Raw genomic sequence first — 19563 nt, 5'->3', positions numbered from 1 at the left:
AGTCAGCCTTGGCCGATAGCGCCCAAGCCTACCTGGCCATAAACTATTTTTCTTGAGTCAACCCGCTCAGCACAAAGGCGCCTGAAAAACGAATAGTTGGTTTGGAAAGAGTCTTTTTTGCGTTCATAAGAGTTGGCTTTCAGGTCGAGGTTCCATGAGGTGGGCGGTTTAAGTACGGACTTTTAAGTGCGGCTTAAAGAACAAGTCTGTTTGCTTTTGATTTTTGATTAATCAGCATCCGGTGTCAGGATTATAGAGACGTTTGCACTGGTATTACTGCTTGGCGAGAGAAGTTAATGAGTAAGGTATTCTGTAACCTCAGCGTGGGTTTAAAGCTCGCGCTGGGTTTCACCCTGGTTTTGCTGCTGGCATTGATGATTGCCTTTACCGGTTGGTTCGGTTTAAACGCTCTGATCCAGCGGAGCGAAAAGCAAGCTCTAATGCTCGAAATTGAGAATGTTGCCAAGGAATTTCGCATAGCGCGGCTGTCCTATACGATTAACTATACTGCAGCCAATGCGACGACTGTCGTCAATGTGCTGGAAAAGCTCGATCAGTATTTGCAGCGTGCCCAAAACCTGTATGTGCTTCCTCGTGATCTTCAAGCAATCAATGACGAGATAGGTTTAGCGAAAAACTCCCGCGTGGCGTTTACCCAGTTCAGTCAGGCAATCGAGGCTCGCGAGGCCACTCGTAGTGTATTCGACAGGTACGCTGAAACTGTTGCGAGTGAGATCAACAAAGTCGACGATGAGCTTCACAAGCGTATTTTTCCTGAAGAAGATGCCGAAAAAAGAGAGGCGCTTCTGGATTCAATCGTCAATCAAAACCTGTTGATTCAGGAAGCCCGATTTGAACTGCGTGGTTACATTTCCAGCGGCAAAGCCGAACTGGAACAGCCTGCTTTGGACGCCATCGAGCGGGCCCAAAATAATATCAAACAGATAGCTGCCATGATGCCCCCTGAACAAGCTGATGGCATACAGCGTGCCGGTCAGGCTCTGTTGGGTTATCGCTCCACCGTGGGCCAATTTCACGATGCGCAGTTGGCGGCTGAACGGGCACAAAAAGCACTGGATACCTACATCACTCAACTGTTTGAGTTGTGCAAACAGGTTTCGACCGAGCAAGTTGTGAAGCGTGATCACGACTCCGACCAAGCTAAAGTTCAACTAAGCGGTACTGCCGGCGTGGCTTTGTTGCTGGGTATTCTGGCTGCCTGGATCATCAGTCGCCAGATCACCCGTCCGATCCGCGAAGTCCTCGGCGTCGTCGACCGCATCGCGGCTGGCGACCTCACTCAGAACCTGCTGGTCACCCGCCGTGATGAGTTGGGGATGTTACAACAAGGCATTCAGCACATGGGCGAGACCCTGCGCAACCTTATCGGCGGTATTCGTGACGGCGTCACGCAGATATCTAGCGCAGCGGCGGAGCTATCGGCCGTGACCGAACAGACCAGCGCCGGAGTCAACAGCCAGAAAGTCGAGACCGACCAGGTCGCCACTGCCATGCACGAAATGACTGCTACCGTGCAGGAAGTCGCACGCAACGCCGAACAGGCTTCACGTGCCGCCGCCGACGCCGACGGACAGGCCCGTGAAGGTGACCAGGTGGTTGCCGAGGTCATCGCGCAGTTCGAACACCTGGCTGCTCAAGTTATGCGCTCTACCGAGGCGATGGTTCTCTTGCAGCAGGAAAGCAACAAGATCGGCAGCGTTATGGACGTGATCAAGGCCGTGGCGGAACAGACGAACCTGCTGGCCCTTAACGCTGCCATCGAAGCGGCCCGCGCCGGCGAGGCCGGTCGTGGTTTTGCCGTGGTCGCCGACGAAGTCCGCGGCTTGGCCCAGCGTACTCAACAGTCCACCGAGGAAATCGAGGGGCTGGTCGCCGGTCTACAAAATGGCACGCGGCAGGTCACCAGCTTGATGAGCCAGAGCCGCAACCTGACCGATAGCAGCGTTGAATTGACGCGCAAGGCCGGTGTGTCATTGGGAAATATCACCCGCACCGTTTCAAGCATCCAGATGATGAACCAGCAGATTGCTGCCGCCGCGGAGCAACAAAGTGCCGTGGCCGAAGAGATCAGCCGCAGCATCGTCAACGTACGCGACGTCTCCGAACAGACCGCTGCCGCCAGCGACGAAACGGCCGCATCGAGTGTCGAACTGGCGCGATTGGGTAACCAGTTGCAGATGATGGTCAGCCATTTCAAGGTCTGAGGAAGTGAGCCTGGGTCCCATTCGCCCGAAGGACTTACTCTCCTTACCTACTGCTCGGCGTTGCGGCTGTGACGGTAGTCGCTGACCGCCTCATACACCGCTTTACGCAAACGGTTGATGCCGCCGATGGGGCGATGCGCCTCGATGCCGAACCAGGGATTGAACGACTGGTTGTCGCAGGCCAGGTTCAGCTTGGGGGTGTCGAAGTCCTGGGGCGGTACCTTGATTCGCGCCACCGTCTCGAACGGCGCGTCACTTTCTCGCCATTCAATGCTGGTGTCTTCGATCGGCATGTATTTGCCTGGGTCCTGACGCTGGATCTGCAGGACAAAACACGCCGGCACCCGGTCTGTGGATAACTGCTGATGCAACGCACTTCGCAGAAAGTTCGGCAGTGCCTGGTTTTGTGGCGGCAGGATATAGCTCGGGCAACTGTCCGGGTCTGGCGCTACGCGAAACTTGGCGTTGGCCTCGCCGAACTTGTAGGGCGATACCGAAAAATACGTCGTTTGTGTCGGACTGGCGGGAGCCGGTGACAGGGTTGCCAGGGCGATGAACAGGTGGCGGATCTGCCAACTGCGCGGATCCAGTCCAGGAAAGAACGCCATGACTTTTTTTCCGTCAGCCTGGGCGGCCACATTCTGACGGTACTCGGCGACATCACTGACGAAGAAGTTCGGGTGATTGAACATCACGAAATCCTGTTCAGCCTGTGCCTGTCGCTCGCCCAGCAATTGCTTGCCCGGCACGTTCAGCAGCTTGAGAGCCATCCCTCGCGCATCCCGCAGGCTATCGAATTGCGGGTACGCGTTGCCATTGGACAGGCGCATCGTCGCTTGCCAGACCTTTCCCGGCTCGGCAAACACGCCCTGGCGCAGGGGCGCCGGCAGGTCGCTCGGTACCTGGACTTCAGCCATCACGCAGCCGTGTGCCTTGGCATGGGCGTCGCGCAGATAACGCGTGCCTTCGCGATGCTGGTCGACGATGCGGATGGCGGTCTGGATGATCTCCTGGGTCATGGCGGTTTCGCCGGGCGGCATCTGTTCCTTGTCCGAAACCGGTCCGCTGTGTTGCCAGGCGAACCACGCTGTGGCGAGTGCCCAGCCGAGCAAGCCGATGCCCAGCAGCCACAGGAATGTCTTGCCCAGAAAAGCACCGAGGCGCAGCCAGAGCGTGGTCAGCATGGGTCAGTCCTTTTGCCTGAGAAGTTCATCATCACAGTTGCGACTCCAGCGGCCCGCCCAGCACCTTGAGGTACTCCAGCAACGCCCAGCGCTCCTGCGGTTGCAGCAGGCGACCGATCACGCCGTTACCCTTTTCGCCTGCGCGAAATTCATGGCCGCTGTTGTGGTTGCCGGTGATCCGGGTGTCGAAGAGAAAGCCGTTGGTAAAGGCTTCGGTGCGATAACCCAGGTGCCGGGGATCGTATTCGAAGCTGCCTTTATAGAAGGTGGTCGCCCGTTCGTCCTGGGGGGACAGCAACTGGTAAATCGTCGGCACCGAGCCGTTGTGCAGGAACGGCGGCGTAGCCCAGACACCGGCCAGTGGCCGCGCCTTGTAGGCGCGCAATTCGCGCACGCCAATGGGCAGGCCGAAGCCATCCATGGCCGGCCGCTCGACCGGGGTAACGCCGGCGTCGCGGTAGGCGCGGTTTTCGACGAACGCTGTGACGTAGGCCAGGCCCTTGGCGACCGAAACCTGGCTCAGGTCCAGCGCTTGCGTCGGGGCCGGGTGCAGTTGTACGTCCAGTTTCGCCAGTTCGGCCGGGTCCCATTGCAGGCTGGTCAGGTCGAAGCGGTGGTCGGCAATGTTATTGGCCGTGCCCGGGTCGGTGCCGATCACCTTCACCGGCAACATGTGCAGTTGCTGGGTTGGTCTGTCGGGGCCCTGGACCACGTTGGGCACATGGCAGCCGGCGCAGTTTTCGGTGAACAGCGCCCGGCCCTTGGCGGCCAAGGGCTTATCGATCGAGCCCAGCAGGGCTTCCGGCCACACCGGGGGTTTGAGCAGTTGCAGGGTTTCCTCGATCGTGTGCAGGTCGCGCACGCGCACGCTGGAGGGATAGCGCGCATCGCCCTGCAACGGTTTGCCCTGGGCATCGAAGAAATTCAGCGTGGCACCCACCCCCAGTGCTTCACCGACGTTGCGGGCCATCGGCTGTTGGGCCGAGCCGTTCCATTGCACCCAGTCGAAGGTCCAGATGTCCCATAGCTGCGGGTAATCCACCGGGGCGTCGGCGACCCGGTAGTTCGCTGCCGAAATGGCGTCGCCGAAACTGGCATTGGCGATGCGGCCAAACGCGTCGGTACGGCCAGGGCCTTCTTCGGTGGGGTAGAGGCCACGGTGGGTGTCATTCCAGGCGACCCGCAGGAACGTATCCAGGGAGTCCTTGAAGGTTTTGCGCAAGGCGTCGTGGCGGGCATCGTCGTAGTCCTGGCCCAGGACCTGACGGGCGAAACGTTCGAATTTCCACGGGTTGTAGTAGGTCGAGGCGAGGCTGGCGACCAGTGCCTGTCCGAAGCTGCCACCGCGCAAGGTCGGCACGCTGGAGGGCAGCACGTGTTGCGCCGAGCCGCCGTCGATCCTGATCGCCTGGCCCTTGAAGCGCAGTTCGCCGGTGTGGCAGGCGGCGCAGGTGATGTCCAGGAATTGCTCGGTGCTGCCCGGGTTCTGGTGTCGCGCAAAACCCACCGGCAGGTTGCCGGGGTTGTTTTGCGAGGCTTTCTGCGCCGGATCGACCAGAAAGCCGAAGCGCGCCAGGTATTCAGGCGACGCGAAGCGCTGTTGCGAGAACGGCAGTTCGAGGGCCGTGAACCAGTCGTAGCGCAGGCCTTTGACCTGCGTCCCCTGGGGCGTGAAGTAATACGTCTGGCGCTCGGCGGCGCTCCATTGATCCAGGTAGTGCACCTGTTCGACGGGGGTGTAGAACGGCAGGCGGGGATTGGCGACGTAATAAAGCACCACGGCCACGGCGACCAACACCAGTACGAGAAGCAGCAGGAAAATGCGAGAGAGGAGGCGCACGGTCACATCCTTGTTTTTTTGATACGCCCTTATGCCTCAGTGCTGCGTGGCCGGCAAGTGGCCATTATTTTCCGCCTGCAATGAACTGAACCATTGTGGGAGCGAGCCTGCTCGCGAAGGCGGTCTGTCAGTCACATTCGTTTTGACTGAAACACCGCCTTCGCGAGCAGGCTCGCTCCCACAATGGTTTTGGTGCGGCCGCTATGTCCCTGTACGTAACAGATGACAGAAGCTTCATCCTGCAACCATGAAAAGCGTTTGTGGCACCTGAACTTATCACCGGTTTTCGGCTCACATGCCGGTAGCCATTGGTCGTGGCGGCCTGATAAGCTCGCGGCTTTACTCGATTGCCCTTTAGGCGCATGAACAAGGAAATAGCATGAAACAGCATCGGTTGGCGGCGGCGGTTGCCCTGGTTGGCCTGGTACTCGCAGGTTGCGACTCGCAGACCAGCGTTGAGCTGAAAACCCCGGCGCAGAAAGCTTCCTACGGTATCGGCCTGAACATGGGCAAAAGCCTGGCTCAGGAAGGTATGGACGACCTGGACTCCAAAGCGGTCGCCCAGGGCATCGAAGATGCCGTCGGCAAGAAAGAACAGAAGCTGAAAGACGAAGAACTGGTCGAAGCCTTTGCCGCACTGCAAAAGCGTGCCGAAGAGCGCATGGCCAAGATGAGTGAAGAGTCGGCGGCCGCCGGCAAGAAATTCCTCGAGGAAAACGGCAAGAAGGCTGGCGTGACCACCACCGCCTCCGGCTTGCAGTACGAAGTGGTCAAGAAAGCTGACGGTCCACAGCCCAAACCGACCGACGTCGTGACTGTCCACTACACCGGCAAGCTGACCAACGGCACCGTGTTCGACAGCTCCGTGGAGCGTGGCAGCCCGATCGACCTGCCGGTCAGCGGTGTGATCCCGGGTTGGGTCGAAGGTCTGCAACTGATGCATGTCGGCGAGAAGTACAAGCTGTACATCCCGAGCGACCTGGCCTACGGTGCCCAGAGCCCGAGCCCTGCGATCCCTGCCAACTCGGTTCTGGTCTTCGACCTGGAACTGCTGGCAATCAAGGATCCGGCAAAAGAAGACGCAGCCAAGTAATTGCGTCTGCTATAACGACAACGCCTCGCTTATGCGGGGCGTTGTTGCATCCGGGCTGTGGAAAATCCGAAAAAACCGAACGCACATCGCGGACGGCAGTCATAGGCAATACAGGCGCTGCGCTAGACCCAGTCAGCCTGTCAAGTCAATGAAATATTGGGTTTTTTTATGTGAGTAAAAAACGCCCGATCTGAGCCGGGCCCTTATGAAACGGGGGCTTCAGCGGTGAAATGCAGCTCTGTTCACAAGGTTATCCACAATTTGTGTGGATAACATTTCAGTAGGAAGAAAAAATGAAGGCACCGTGGAATTTTGCACGATTCCTGCCTTTGGCGGGACGGCTGCTGGCCCGTGGCCGATTGCCGACGCTGTTGTTTGCCGTCGCCCGCAAAGGGGCCCGGGAGGGCGGACGGCTGGGCAGGCTCAAGGACGATCTGCGTTTATTGCAGGCGCTGTGCCTGGCCTACTGGCGCGGCGAATACCGGGCGGTCAGTGCCAAGTCGCTGCTATCGGTGGTGGCGGGGCTCATGTATTTCCTCAGCCCCCTGGATGCGATTCCGGATCTGCTGCCGGTGTTTGGCATGATCGACGATATCGCCGTGCTGGCATGGATCATGAAAACCCTCGATGACGAGCTCAGTGCCTTCCGCGCCTGGCGTGATGCGCAATCCCCCGACAAGCTCGCCCGAGTCGAAAGACTTCCTGATACCCCGCAACAACTCCAGCTCCAGGAACAGAAAAAGCCCTGATTCTGTTCGTTTCCCTTAGGACGACCATCACCCCGCGACCTTAGCCGCCATTTAGGATTACACTTCCAAGGAAAAGGCTGACTCGCTAAGTGTCGTTGTCCTACGGGGTAGAGATGGATATTCAGATAATCACACGCGACGGAGAGCCCGAATACGCGGTTTTGCCGTGGGAGCAGTACCAGTCGTTGTTGAAGGCAGCAGGCATCCATCAAGCACCGCCGCAAGAGGCTACGGTCCAGCACGCGGCGGCACCGGACCAGATTCTTCCTGGCCTGGATCAATTACGCAGTTTGCGCGAAGGGAAGGGCATCGCCATCGAGGCGCTGGCCCGCACGGTAGGTATCAGCCCGTCTTATCTGGCCTTGATCGAAAGCGGCGAGCGTCAGCCCGATGCCGCGATTCGGCGCAGTCTGGCCTGGGAATTGACGGTGCCGGGTTGGAGGGAAGAATCGTGAGTGTACGCATCAGTCGGCAGCATTGGGATGGGTTGTTGGGTGAGTTGGACCAGGCGCGCCGCCAGCGCCATTTGTTGACGTACCGTGCTTTGCTGGAGCGCTTGCAGTTGCCCAGCCCGGCCATGCAGACCCTGACCGCCGCCCTTGAACATCTGGCGGCGCTGGACGCCCGGGCTGAGCAGCCGCTGCGCAGTTCCCTGGTCATCAGCCAGGGCGCCAGCCGGTTGCCACGCACCGGTTTCTTCGAGTGCGTGGAACGCCTGGGGCGCTTTTCCGGCCCTTCCGATGGCGTGGCGGCTGCATCCTGGCATGCGTCGGAAGTGGTCCGGGTATTCGAGTATGAGTATCCGGAGTCGGCAGAGGCTTGATTGTTCTGACGGATCCCGGCGCGGACCGGTTAAAGAAAAATCGGGAAAACCGGGCGTTCTTAAGATTTTCCTGGGCCGGTCAAGAAAAAGTGGGCGGCCAAGTTGAAAATGAAGATTTTTTGTCTGGGCTCAGTGGGGTATGCGTGGCTGCAAATCTCGAGCGCTTCAGTACCTGATGCATGCTCTGAGCAATAGTCGACGGCTGCCTTTTTGCGCAGTAAGGACCCTATTTACCCCAAGGGCGGTGATGTTTTTTCGCATTTAGCGAATCGCCCTACACCCACTGCATCTTTACCTGACTTATTTCCTCTGCCATCCCCGGCAAAGTCTCGCGCTTCCTGAGTGCTGCGAGACGTTTGCCCATGTCCGACCGGTTTTCCCTGCTGGCCCTTGATCGCGTCATGTCTTGATGGATCAGGTGCACCGTATCGAGCAGGAGCTCGACAGTTTCAAAGACACCCTTTCTCTCTATCGCGAGCAACTGGAGCGCTGGTACAGCCGTGCGGCGGAGCGGGCCAGCCAGGCGGCCGACCTGCCTTCGCTGATGGGCATGGAGCGGCTGATCCGCTTCGGTGACAGCACCACCGCCGTCAGCACGGGCGACGATGACTTTCTCTCCACCGTTGTCCGGTGCCCCCAAGGCGGGGTGATGACGATCGAGAGCAAGCTCGAGTCGGTGTACGACATTCCGCTGGGCGACATCGTGGTGGATGTGGTGGCGGTGGACAGCGGCGAGGTCACTCCGGTCACCCTGGATGCCCAGGGCCTGGGAACCTTCAGGGGTGACGAGGGCAGGTTCTATCGGGTTCATGTCCAGAGCGAGGTATCGCCCGCTCAGATCGATAAGCTGTTTTCCTCCTACGATGGCTTGACCACGAAGCTGACAGACTGGCTGCGCGGCGAGTGGCAGGGTTTCAAGCCGCGGTGGGCGCAGCAATCCCTGGCGACCTCGGCTGCCGCAGTGGGCAACGGCTTGCTCGCCGGCAGTTGGGCGGCGATCGAAGGCGTGTGGGACAGCCTCAACCTGCTCTCGGACATCCTCAAGGATCCCGGGCAGTTTGTTGACCGCCTGGGTAGCAGCGCCAATCAGTTGATGAAGCTGGCGCAGGACGCGCCACAAGTAATGGCTAAGTTGCAACTGCTGGCCAGTGATGAAGCGGCGCTGTGCCTGCTGGTACGCACCGCCAGTCTCTGGCTGGAGATGCTACCGCCCAGCGAGATCGCCGGCGAAACCTCTGAAGCGCTCTCGACGGTGGTGGTGCAACTGCTGCTTGACCTGCTGATCGGCGTGGTGCTGACCTTCGCCGGCGCGGGGGCCGGCGTCGCTTACCTGGCGATGCGTCTGGCCAAGCACAGCGCGAGCCTGATGAATGCCGTACAGCGTTTCGTCAGCGCGATCTTTGCCGTCGTCAACGGTTTCATGGACTACGTCGACCGCTACAAGACCGTGGCGGCGCGGGGTATCGCAGCCGGGATAAAGAAGGGCCGGATGCAGCTACGCTGGGATGCGCAACGCAATACCACGCTGAAAAAAGACGAAGCCCACGACGCCGCCCCGGCCCAATCGAAAAACCCCAACGGCGACAGCGCCGACAGCGTGGCCCTGACCCGCACCGATGGCTGCCCGGTATCGATGGTCACCGGCGAAGAACTGCTGACCCTGGAGGACGGCACGCTCGACGGCCGGTTGCCCTTCGTCTTCACCCGCCTGTACCGCAGCAGCGCGGCGGATCTGGACGTGGGCCTGGGGCGTGGCTGGAGCCATGCCCTGGCGCACCGCCTGCGGCTTGAGGGCGAGCAGGTCACCTGGATCGACCAGGAAAACCGCCGCACCACCTTTCCGCTGCCTAACGCCCAGCGCCCGGCGATCCACAACAGCCTGGCCCGGGCGGCGATCTACCTGGGCAGCGAGCCGGACGAACTGATCATCGCCCAGCCCGGCGAAAACGCACCTTTCCTACACTTTCGCGACGGTTATCTGACCGCCCTCAGCGATCGCTACGACAACCGCCTGACGATCCAGCGCAACATCCATGGCGACATCAGCCGCCTGGACAACGGTGCCGGGCGTGCCCTGCGCCTGCGCTACGAGCAGCACCACCTCATCGCCCTCGACTACCAGAGCTTTCACCCGGCCCTGACCCTGGACGAAGCCTGGCGCACCGAACAGACCCTGGCGACCTACCGCTACGACGCACGCTCCCGGCTGATCGAGGCCACCAACGCCGCCGGGGAAAGCGAGCGTTACGACTACGACGATGCCCACGTCATCCTCCAACGGCAACTGGCCGGCGGCGCGAGCTTCTTCTGGGAGTGGCAGGGCACCGGACAGGCGGCCCGCTGCGTGCGGCACTGGGCCTCGTTTGCGCAGATGGACACGCGCTACAGCTGGGGCGAGGACGGCAGCGTCACGGTCCGGCACCTCGATGGCAGCCAGGAGGTGTATGTCCACGATGACCGGGCGCGGCTGGTGCGCAAGGTCGAACCCGACGGCGGCGAACACCTCAAGGCCTACGACGCACAGGGCCGGCTGATTGCCGAACAGGACCCGCTGGGTGCCGTCACCGAATACCGCTACGACGAAGTCGGACGGCTGGTGGCGCTGATTCCGCCCGAAGACGCGCCCACGTCCTACGAATACCGCAACGGTTTCCTGCACGCCCGTTCTCGCGGCAAAGCCGTGTGGACCTACCGGCGCAACGACCGCGGCGAGGTGATCGAGGCCATCGACCCGGATCAACAGCGCACCCGCTATGCCTACGACGCCCACGGGCAGTTGCTGGCGATCCACTACCCGGATGCCAGCGAACACCGGTTCACCTGGAACCGGCTCGGCCAACTGACGGAAGAAACCCTGCCCGACGCCAGCCAGCGGGTGTTTACCTACGACGCCCTGGGACGCTTGCTGACCCGCCAGGACGAACACGGCGGGGTGACGCACTACCACTGGGACGCCGTCGGCCGACTGCTGCAGACCACCTTGCCCAGCGGCGCGACCCGAACCTGGACCTACAACGCCTACGGCAAGGTCACCGCCGAGCGCGACGAACAGGGCCGCATCACCCGCTACGAATACGCCGACGACCTGCACTTGGTCAGCCGCCGACTCAACCCCGACGGCAGCACGCTGAATTATCGCTACGACTCGGCACGGCTGCTGCTGACCGAGATCGAGAACGAGTCCGGCGAAACCTATCAGCTAGACTACACCCCCGGCGGACTGATCCGACAGCAAGTCGGCTTCGACGGCCAACGCACCACCTATGCCTACGACCCCAATGGGCACCTGCTGGAAAAAATCGAGTTCGGTGCCGACGGCAGCCAGTTGGTCACCGCCTACCAGCGTGACGCGACCGGGCGCCTGCTGATCAAGACCCTGCCCGACGGCCAGACGATCCAGTACCGCTACGACGGGCTGGGCCGGCTGGTGGACGTCGATGACGGCACTGACCATCCGCTGGCCTTCGAATACGACGCCCAGGACCGGCTGATCACCGAGCACCAGGGCTGGGGCACCCTGCGCTATGGCTACGACGCCTGCGGGCGGCTCAATCACCTGCGCCTGCCGGACAACAGCCAGGTCGATTACCACCATGCCCCGGGTGGCGCGCTGACCGCCATCGACCTCAACGGCGCCCGCCTCACCGAACACCAGCTGCGTGGCGGCCGCGAACTTCAGCGTCAACAGGGCCTGCTGCTCAGCCAGTACGAACATGACGAACAGGGCCGGCTCAAGGCCCACACCGTGCGGCAAAACCAGCAAACGCTGTTCTGGCGCGATTATGCCTACAGCCCCAAGGGCAATCTCGCGGCCCTTTCCGACAGCCATCGAGGTCGGCGCGATTACCAGTACGACCCACTCGACCGGCTGACCCGGATCGCACATTCCCACGGCGAACCGACGGAACACTTCGCCCACGACCCGGCCGGCAACCTGCTGATGCAGGACCGCCCCGGCCCGACCCACCTCAAGGGCAATCGCCTGCGGATGGAGGGCGACCGCCACTACGACTACGACGCCTTCGGCAACCTGATCCGCGAACGCCGCGGCAAGGCCCAGGCCCTCGTCACCGAATACCGCTACGACAGCCAACACCGCCTGATCGGCATCATCACCGCGGACGGACGCGAAACGTCTTACCGCTACGACGCCTTCGGCCGACGCATCAGCAAGACCGTGGCCGGCCTGACCACCGAATTCTTCTGGCAAGGCGACCAACTCGTCGCCGAAAGCAGCCGCCAGCACCACCGCAGCTACCTCTACGAACCGGGCACCTTCCGCCCACTGGCACTGCTCGACGGCAAAGGCCTCAACGCCTGCCCGTTCTACTACCACCTCGACCACCTGGGCACGCCCCAGGAACTGACCCACTACGGCGGACAGATCGTCTGGTCGGTGCGCTACCACGGCTACGGCAAAGTCCGCGAGATCCAGCACGGCGGCGGCGAACAACTGGACCAACCGCTGCGCTTCCAGGGCCAGTACTTCGACCCGGAAAGCGGCCTGCACTACAACCGGCACCGCTACTACAATCCGGAAACGGGCCGCTATTTGACGCCTGACCCGAGTAAGTTGGCGGGTGGGCTCAATGGGTATCGGTACACCCTGAACCCGACGGGGTGGGTGGATCCGTTGGGGTTGGTGGATTGCCCGGGGAAGGGGGGGTGCAAGCCGGCGGTTGGGGAGCAGGATCCGGCTGCCAAGGTTGGGGTGGATGAGGGGGAGCCGCGGCTGCCTAAGCCAACTGCCGCAGAGCTGGCAGAAAAAGAGGTCAGGCGTTTAGATAGAGAACAACGCATGCATATGGTTGGTAAGCATAGCCCCGCAGTTTCAGATCAGGTATGGAAGCAACGATCAATTGACGGTACAGATCCCATTACCGGCAAGACCCCTTGGCATAGGAAAGGGAATCCAAGTTCAAGATTCTACAGTTGGGAGTTACAGCTGAAAGCCTATGAATTAGCAATTAGAATAAAGAATAATGGTCATGAACTAATGACGGATAAAAGCGGAAGCAAATACCTGCGGTTGGACTTTCCTGGCGCGGGAGAAGGTTATATTCCAAATGCTAAAAATCCAAGTGATCCAAAATTGGTTAAAATGGATCGAATAGAAATGAAGTTTGATCGAGATACTGAAATTCCATTCACACTGTATCCAATTAAATAGGAAGAAATTTAAATGATTGACCCTAGCACAGGCCAGCCATACACGCCTTCACCTGCATATTTTTTGGGGTGTTTTGATATATATGATCGAGAGGAAACATTGGGTGAGGAACTTGAAAAATTCGACCCTAACGACCCTGCGGATCGAGAGGTGTTGATTGTAAATTACTCGCTAACAGAACGCTGGCGCATCACGTACAGACAAAAATACCTACTTTATAAAAGCCTAGAGGAAGCGTTGCGAGATAGTAGCTATGACTTTCAGGTCTTATTGGAACATGATTCTCAGGTATGCTCCTCCTTCCCTAATGGCTGGGACGCAATGACCAATCCGCGAGTGTTTTTTGAGGATATATATAGGCTGGCAAGCGAAATATGGAAGGATGATCTCCGCAAGGCTGAAACCGAAGACAGGTCTACTTGGAAATATACATAGAAGCGCTTGCTCTCTGACACTAAAGATCTCGCATGGGTGGACCTTAGCGTCAGAGAAATATCCAAAGCCCGATTCGCCAACAGCTCGCTCAACTCAATCACCTGCTCAACCCCAAGCACAACATGCTCCGCACACGACGGATTTTCTGCTGCCTATCAGCACACCATGAACTGCTTTTGTGGCGAGTGAGCAAGCTCTCATCAAACAAAATATAACCCATTGTTTTAATTGCCTTTTAAGCAACATCAACCAACCTCATGCCCAGCTTGGTCGCTTTGCGTTGCAAGGCTCTGAGCTGGCGATCACGACTTTTGGCTTCAAATTCTTCCATGCCTTGCTCCACATACGGCTGTCCTTTGGTCAGCATGGCGTAGATCAATCGGGCCAGTTGATGTGCGGTCGCTTTGATCGCGCATGAGGTATCCATACGGGCCAGTCGGGCGCGATGACTGGCACCGATGAAACTCTTGTCGTTACGAGCACTGGAAGCGGCCTGCTTCAGAGCCTGTGCCGCTCGGTTAAACACTTTCGCAACCTGACCGGGTAATGGCTTTCCCCCTGATATTCGGGTGGGGGGCGCCAGCCCCATCCATGAACTGAATTGCTGCTGAGTGGGAAAGCGCGACAAGTCAGGCCCGATTTCGCTTGCCAGAACCAAAGCACTTTCAATTCCAATGGTAGGAATAGCCGTCAGATCAACCCCCATGATTTTCACAAGCGCACGATGCAGGCTGGCCTGTTCATCTGCGGAGCGATGCGGGCTGCGTAATGGCTTGGTGGGCTGCGTGGGCACATCGTTCAACACAGGGAGTCGATCTAGAGCCTCGACGATGGCCTGGTCGCATTCGGTAATTTGCCCTTCCAGAAAGTCATGGGCGGCCACTTCCTGAGCCAGGGCATGCAGATGCTCGACTCGCCAGTTCCCATGCAAACTACGGGCAATGGTCTGGTGATCTGCCTTGATACGACCGTCTCGAAAGTTGGCCAGTACTTGAGGATCGCGCTCGCCGCCGATAATGGCCTTGATGATTTTCATACCGGTCAGGCCGGCGATATTGCTGATGACATTGGCCAACTGGATGTTCATCTGGGTCAGGGCTTTTTGCATACGATTGGTTTTGGCCTGATCGCGGACCTTCATGGCACGCTGACGAACCAAGGATCGCATCGAGCAAATATCATCAGCAGGCCGAAAAGCGCCTCTGAGCAAACCATGAGTCATGAGTTGCCAAATCCACTGACAATCCAGAACGTCAGATTTACGACCGGTGATCTGGCGGGTCGCACGAGAGTTGACCAGATACACCTCAAAGCCTCTCGAATCGAGAAGTTCGAATAGGGGTATCCAGTAAACACCGGTTGCCTCCATCGCCACGACCTTGATTTTCAGTGATTCCAGCCATTCGGCCAGTTTCACCAAATCTTCGGTAAAGGTCGAAAAGCAGCGAACCGGCGGATCGCTTTGATCAGGATGAACAGCGACCCAGTGCTCACGACTGCCAATATCGATACCCGCACAATGAGGGTGAATCACTTCAAAGCGTTTCTGTTGGTTCTTGCGCGCCATGACAATTCCTCGCAGGATTGAAAGGCGCGCGGGGAGCACGGTGGCGAACGGATTCACTCTCTCATACGTGGTCACAGCTTGCTGTGCCTACAACGACTCCACGCCGATACCGTGCGGACCACTCTCCCTCTCGGGTGCTGACACACCAGTGATGGCTACGGTCTCCATCCCCGCGCGCACCTCAATCTTAGGTCGGGCGCTTGTTTGCTGCGCGACAGCGCAGCGTCGAAGACGCGGCGGCCACTCCCTCGCCACAGGGAGAGCGCTAGCCATGCGTGCTGTGTGGCTTTTGGTGAGCTGGTTTGGTTGTCGGCCCGCGACATTCTCTGTCCAGAAAAAGAAGGCCCAAACATAATGCTGGACTAAGCCAGCACCAGAGGTTCGGGCGCGATTGGGCTAAGTATCTGCGCTCATCACCGCAGGGTCAACGCGGCGTGTGCACCTACCCGCTCAACTCACCGTCCCCACACACTCCACCGCCTCAGCCTCAACCAAATACAAACTCCCCCCCGGCACTTCCTTGGCATGATGCTTCGCCTGCGAAGCCAGTTCCGCCAACTGGCTCGCATCCAGCTCCCCACACGCTTCCGACCTCAGATGCACCACCCCAATCGACAACGACAACAACGCAAAATCCTGCCGCACCCCTTGCCGGTTCAACGCCGTAAAGCACCCCGCCTCCAGATGCTCAGGCCGATAGAACCGGCGGCAATGGGTCTGGAAGTCGCTGAGCAGTTGGTTCAGGCGCTTGCGCCAGTCGTCCGGGCCGAGGACCAGCAGGAAGTCGTCGCCGCCGATGTGGCCGACGAAGTCGCGGCTGGGGTCGATGCGTTCGTTCAGGCATTGGGCCAGGCACAGCAGGACTTCGTCGCCCCGACCGTAGCCATAGATGTCGTTGAAGGGTTTGAAGCTGTCGATGTCGACGTAGCAGATCACCGCTTCCTGTCGCTGTTGCAGCAGGCGGGTGAGGCATTGCTGGATCGGTACGTTGCCTGGCAGCAGGGTCAGCGGGTTGGCGTAGCGGGCCTGTTGGATTTTCAGTTCGGTGATGAGCTTGAGTACGTCGATCACCCGTCCCAGCCCCAGGTAGTGACCGTTGAGGGTGATGATGAAATCTTCTTCGATGCGTTGCCGGGCGCGGCTGGTGATGAGGCGGCTGACTTGCTGCAGCGACTGGCTCAGTTCCACTGCCAGGAAGTCATCGCTCATCAGGCGGCTGATGGGTTTGCGGGCGAACAGGTCGGTGGCGAAGGGTTTGAGCAAGGCGTCCGAGAGTGAGTGGCGATGGACGATGCCGCAGGGGCGGTTCTGGTTGTCCAGCACGGCCAGGGAGTTGAGGTTGGCCTGGCGCCGAAAGGCTTCCAGCACCCTTGCCGTGGGGGTGTCGTGGGACATGGCCGGTTGCTCGTTGAGCAGGGCACTGAGGTCGTTGACTTCATCGCTCAGCGGCACCGCGCCGCTGTCCGGCCTGGGCATCAGTGCCTTGGCATCTCGTGACGGCTGTTCCTGGGGGCGGGCGAGCAGGTAGCCCTGCACCAGATCGACGCCCATCTCCATCAGCACCGCCAGTTCTTCCGGCAGTTCGATGCCCTCGGCAATCACCTGGGCGCGTGAGGTTCGGGCGATCTTCAGGATCGAGCCGACGAACTCGCGCTTGAGGGCGTCCTGGTGAATGCCATCGATGAAGTGCCGGTCGATCTTCACGTAATCGGGCCGTAATTCGGACCACAGCCGCAGGCTCGAATAACCGGCGCCAAGGTCGTCCAGGGCAATGGAGAAGCCCATGGCCCGGTAATGATGCAGCGCGTTCTGCAAGAGCTGGAAATCATCGATCGGGGTTTGTTCGGTCAGTTCGATCACCACCTGGCTGGGCGGGATGCCGAAGTCCTGTAGCAGTTGCAGGGTGCGCCCGGTCTGATGCGCCGATTCCAGCAGCGACTCGGGCGAGACATTGAGAAACAGCTTGCCCGGCAGTTTCTGTTCGTTGAAACGTTGGCAGGCGCTGCGGCGGCAGGCCAGTTCCAGTTCGCTGAGGCGCCCGGCCTGGCGGGCCACGGAAAGCAGGGCGATGGGGGAGTGCAGCGGGCTGTTGGACGGCCCACGGGTCAGGGCTTCATAGCCCAGGATGCGCCGTTCGGAGAGGCAGACGATCGGTTGGAACAGACTGTGCAAACCGCTTTGAGTCAGGATTGAACTCAAGGCACTCAGCTGTTCGGTCGTGGTCATGGCGATCTCTGGCGATAAAAAAAGGACTGGGCGCCCCACCACGGGGCGCCCAGTCCTGTATTTCACGACAGACTGATGTCAGTTTGATGACACTCAGACGAGCATCACCATTAAATGGCCATCATCCCTGCTTGGCGACCGTTGTATTGAGTTTCAGGTAATCCAGCAGGATTCGCCCGGTCTCGCTCAAGTACGCATCGTCTTCCGGCTTGGTCTTTTCCGGTTCGGTGATCAGGTCTTCGTCTTCTTTCTTCAGCTCTTTGAGCGGCGCTTCGCCCTTGGCTTTGCGACGCAGGTTTTCCATCGCCAGTTGCTTGGTCTCGATGTCGGCATGCTGGGCGCGACGGTCGGCTTCGTTGAGGCTGACGGTTTTTTCCAGCATCAACTTCTGCGCCAGGGCCAGCTTGTCACGGATGAACACGAACTCGGCGTCCTGGGAGGTGCGAGTGTCATGATCGGACTTGAGCTGGGCCAGGAACGGTTTGAACGGGTCCACCGCCGGTTTGATCGCCGGCCGGATGGTGTCCCACGGCATGGCTTCGGGCAGGGCGCTTTCACCGATTTCCTTGGTGTCGATGATCGACGGGTAATCGATGTCAGGCAGCACGCCCTGGTGCTGGGTGCTCTGGCCGGACACCCGGTAGAACTTGGCCAGGGTCAGTTTCAGTTCGCCATGGTTCAGCGGCTGGATGGTCTGCACCGTGCCTTTGCCGAAGGTCTGGCCGCCGATGATCAGTGCCCGGTGGTAGTCCTGCATGGCGCCGGCAAAAATTTCCGAGGCCGACGCCGACAGGCGATTGACCAGCAAGGCCATCGGCCCCTTGTAGAACGCACCCGGGTTTTCGTCTTCGAGCACATCCACTCGGCCATCGGCGTTACGCACCAGTACGGTAGGGCCCTTGTCGATGAACAGGCTGGTCAGCTCGGTGGCTTCCTGCAAGGAGCCGCCGCCGTTGTTGCGCAAGTCGATGACCACGCCGTCGACCTTGTCTTTCTGCAGTTCGGTCAGCAGCTTCTTGACGTCGCGGGTGGTGCTCTTGTAGTCCGGATCCCCGGCGCGGAACGCCTTGAAGTCCAGGTAGAAGGCCGGGATCTCGATGACGCCGAGCTTGTAGTCCTTGCCATCCTGTTTCAGGTTGAGGATCGATTTCTTCGCGGCCTGTTCTTCGAGTTTCACCGCTTCACGGGTGATGGCCACGATCTTGCTGGTCTGGTCGTTCGGCGCATTGCTGGCCGGAATGACTTCCAGGCGCACCACCGAGCCTTTCGGGCCACGGATCAGCTTGACCACTTCGTCCAGGCGCCAGCCAACCACGTCGACCATTTCCTTGTTGCCTTGGGCGACACCGATGATCTTGTCCGCCGGGCCGACCTGCTTGGTCTTGTCGGCAGGGCCCGCCGGTACCAGGCGCACGATCTTCACCTGGTCGTTGTCGCTCTGCAGCACCGCGCCGATGCCTTCCAGGGACAGGCTCATGTTGATGTCGAAGTTCTCCGCGTTATCCGGCGACAGATAATTGGTGTGCGGGTCGTAGGACATGGCGAAGGTGTTGATGTACGCCTGGAAGATGTCCTCGGCGCGGGTCTGGTCCAGGCGGGCCAACTGATTCTTGTAGCGCTTGGTCAGGGTTTCCTGGATCTGCTTGGGATCCTTGCCGGCGATCTTCATGCGCAGCACTTCGTCCTTGACGCGCTTGCGCCACAGGTCATCGAGTTCGGCTGTGCTTTTGAGCCAAGGGGCGTCCTTGCGGTCGACCAGCAAGGTTTCCTTGGTATTGAAGTCGATCTTGTCGACGCCTTTGTTCAGCTCGGCAAGGGCGTAGTCCAGACGCGCCTTCACGCGGTCCAGGTAACGCTTGTAGATGATGAACCCGGCGTTCAGGTCGCCGCTCTTGAGGAAGTCGTCGAACTGGGTTTTCCACTTGTCGAATTCAGCGATGTCGCTCGCCATGAAATAACTGCGCGATGGATCAAGCAGCTTCAGGTAGCTGTCATAGATGATGACCGAGCGCGCATCATCGAGTGGTGGCTTGCTGTAGTGATGACGCTTGAGCAACTCAACGACGTTAAGGCTGGCAATCACCTCGTCGCGATCAGGTTGAAGCTTGTCCCAGCTGTTGGCTGCGAACGTATCGCTCGACATTGGCAACAGACCGAAGCCAATGACGAGCGCGAGGGCGGTGCTGGGGAACAGATGCTTCATACTGATTCGACGCAGGGACAATTGATAACGCATATTAGGCCGTCTTTG

12 protein-coding genes and 1 pseudogene are annotated in these 19563 nt (G+C 59.5%); 8 read left to right on the top strand and 5 right to left on the bottom strand.

The window, feature by feature from the left end:
* Positions 1-296: 296 nt before the first annotated feature.
* A pseudogene (locus LOY67_RS28650) lies at positions 297-1367 on the top strand (methyl-accepting chemotaxis protein); the annotation flags it as partial.
* The gene (locus LOY67_RS28645) at positions 1362-2225 is read left to right on the top strand and encodes a methyl-accepting chemotaxis protein (protein WP_413776223.1); all 864 of its coding nucleotides are present in this window, start codon (positions 1362-1364) and stop codon (positions 2223-2225) included. The pseudogene LOY67_RS28650 and the gene LOY67_RS28645, both read left to right, overlap by 6 nt.
* Before the next feature lie 47 nt (positions 2226-2272).
* Here LOY67_RS28645 and LOY67_RS20535 read toward each other — a convergent pair whose 3' ends face one another.
* Together LOY67_RS20535 and LOY67_RS20530 are read right to left on the bottom strand one after the other, a co-directional pair.
* Positions 2273-3409, bottom strand: a complete 1137-nt coding sequence (locus LOY67_RS20535; RefSeq protein ID WP_265064189.1) for a catalase family protein — start codon at positions 3407-3409, stop codon at positions 2273-2275.
* 31 nt (positions 3410-3440) lie between these two features.
* Positions 3441-5249, bottom strand: a complete 1809-nt coding sequence (locus LOY67_RS20530; RefSeq protein ID WP_265064188.1) for a c-type cytochrome — start codon at positions 5247-5249, stop codon at positions 3441-3443.
* 379 nt (positions 5250-5628) lie between these two features.
* Between LOY67_RS20530 and LOY67_RS20525 the strand changes: the two genes are divergently transcribed.
* The 6 genes from LOY67_RS20525 to LOY67_RS20500 all read left to right on the top strand — a co-directional run bounded on the left by LOY67_RS20525 (position 5629) and on the right by LOY67_RS20500 (position 13519).
* Positions 5629-6342, top strand: a complete 714-nt coding sequence (locus tag LOY67_RS20525; RefSeq protein WP_003204577.1) for an FKBP-type peptidyl-prolyl cis-trans isomerase — start codon at positions 5629-5631, stop codon at positions 6340-6342.
* A gap of 293 nt (positions 6343-6635) precedes the next feature.
* A complete protein-coding gene (locus LOY67_RS20520) occupies positions 6636-7091 on the top strand; it encodes a YkvA family protein (RefSeq protein WP_265064187.1) in 456 nt (151 codons plus the stop codon).
* Between the two features lie 113 nt (positions 7092-7204).
* Positions 7205-7546 carry a helix-turn-helix domain-containing protein gene (locus LOY67_RS20515; protein ID WP_265064186.1) on the top strand — a complete coding sequence of 114 codons (342 nt, stop codon included), beginning with the start codon at positions 7205-7207 and terminating at the stop codon, positions 7544-7546.
* Positions 7543-7914, top strand: a complete 372-nt coding sequence (locus tag LOY67_RS20510; protein ID WP_003179080.1) for a hypothetical protein — start codon at positions 7543-7545, stop codon at positions 7912-7914. The genes LOY67_RS20515 and LOY67_RS20510 overlap by 4 nt, the downstream gene beginning before the upstream one ends.
* Positions 7915-8323: 409 nt before the next feature.
* A complete protein-coding gene (locus LOY67_RS20505; RefSeq protein ID WP_265064185.1) occupies positions 8324-13084 on the top strand; it encodes an RHS repeat-associated core domain-containing protein in 4761 nt (1586 codons plus the stop codon).
* 12 nt (positions 13085-13096) lie between these two features.
* Entirely contained in the window at positions 13097-13519 is a 423-nt protein-coding gene (locus LOY67_RS20500) for a hypothetical protein (RefSeq protein WP_265064184.1), read from the top strand.
* A gap of 235 nt (positions 13520-13754) precedes the next feature.
* On the opposite strand, the gene LOY67_RS20495 is transcribed toward LOY67_RS20500, so the two are convergent.
* From LOY67_RS20495 to LOY67_RS20485, 3 genes are all read right to left on the bottom strand, one after another.
* Positions 13755-15086: an IS110 family transposase gene (locus LOY67_RS20495; RefSeq protein ID WP_265064183.1), complete on the bottom strand. Its 1332-nt coding sequence runs from the start codon at positions 15084-15086 to the stop codon at positions 13755-13757.
* Between the two features lie 450 nt (positions 15087-15536).
* Positions 15537-17312, bottom strand: a complete 1776-nt coding sequence (locus LOY67_RS20490; protein WP_265064182.1) for a bifunctional diguanylate cyclase/phosphodiesterase — start codon at positions 17310-17312, stop codon at positions 15537-15539.
* 121 nt (positions 17313-17433) lie between these two features.
* Complete coding sequence (locus tag LOY67_RS20485; protein WP_265067797.1) at positions 17434-19515, bottom strand: carboxy terminal-processing peptidase; 2082 nt, start codon at positions 19513-19515, stop codon at positions 17434-17436.
* Positions 19516-19563 lie beyond the last annotated feature (48 nt).

The sequence above is a fragment of the Pseudomonas sp. B21-056 genome, assembly GCF_026016325.1.
GTDB lineage: Bacteria > Pseudomonadota > Gammaproteobacteria > Pseudomonadales > Pseudomonadaceae > Aquipseudomonas.
Note: the sequence above shows the minus strand (reverse complement) of the source record. Positions and strands in the feature narration are given on the sequence as shown.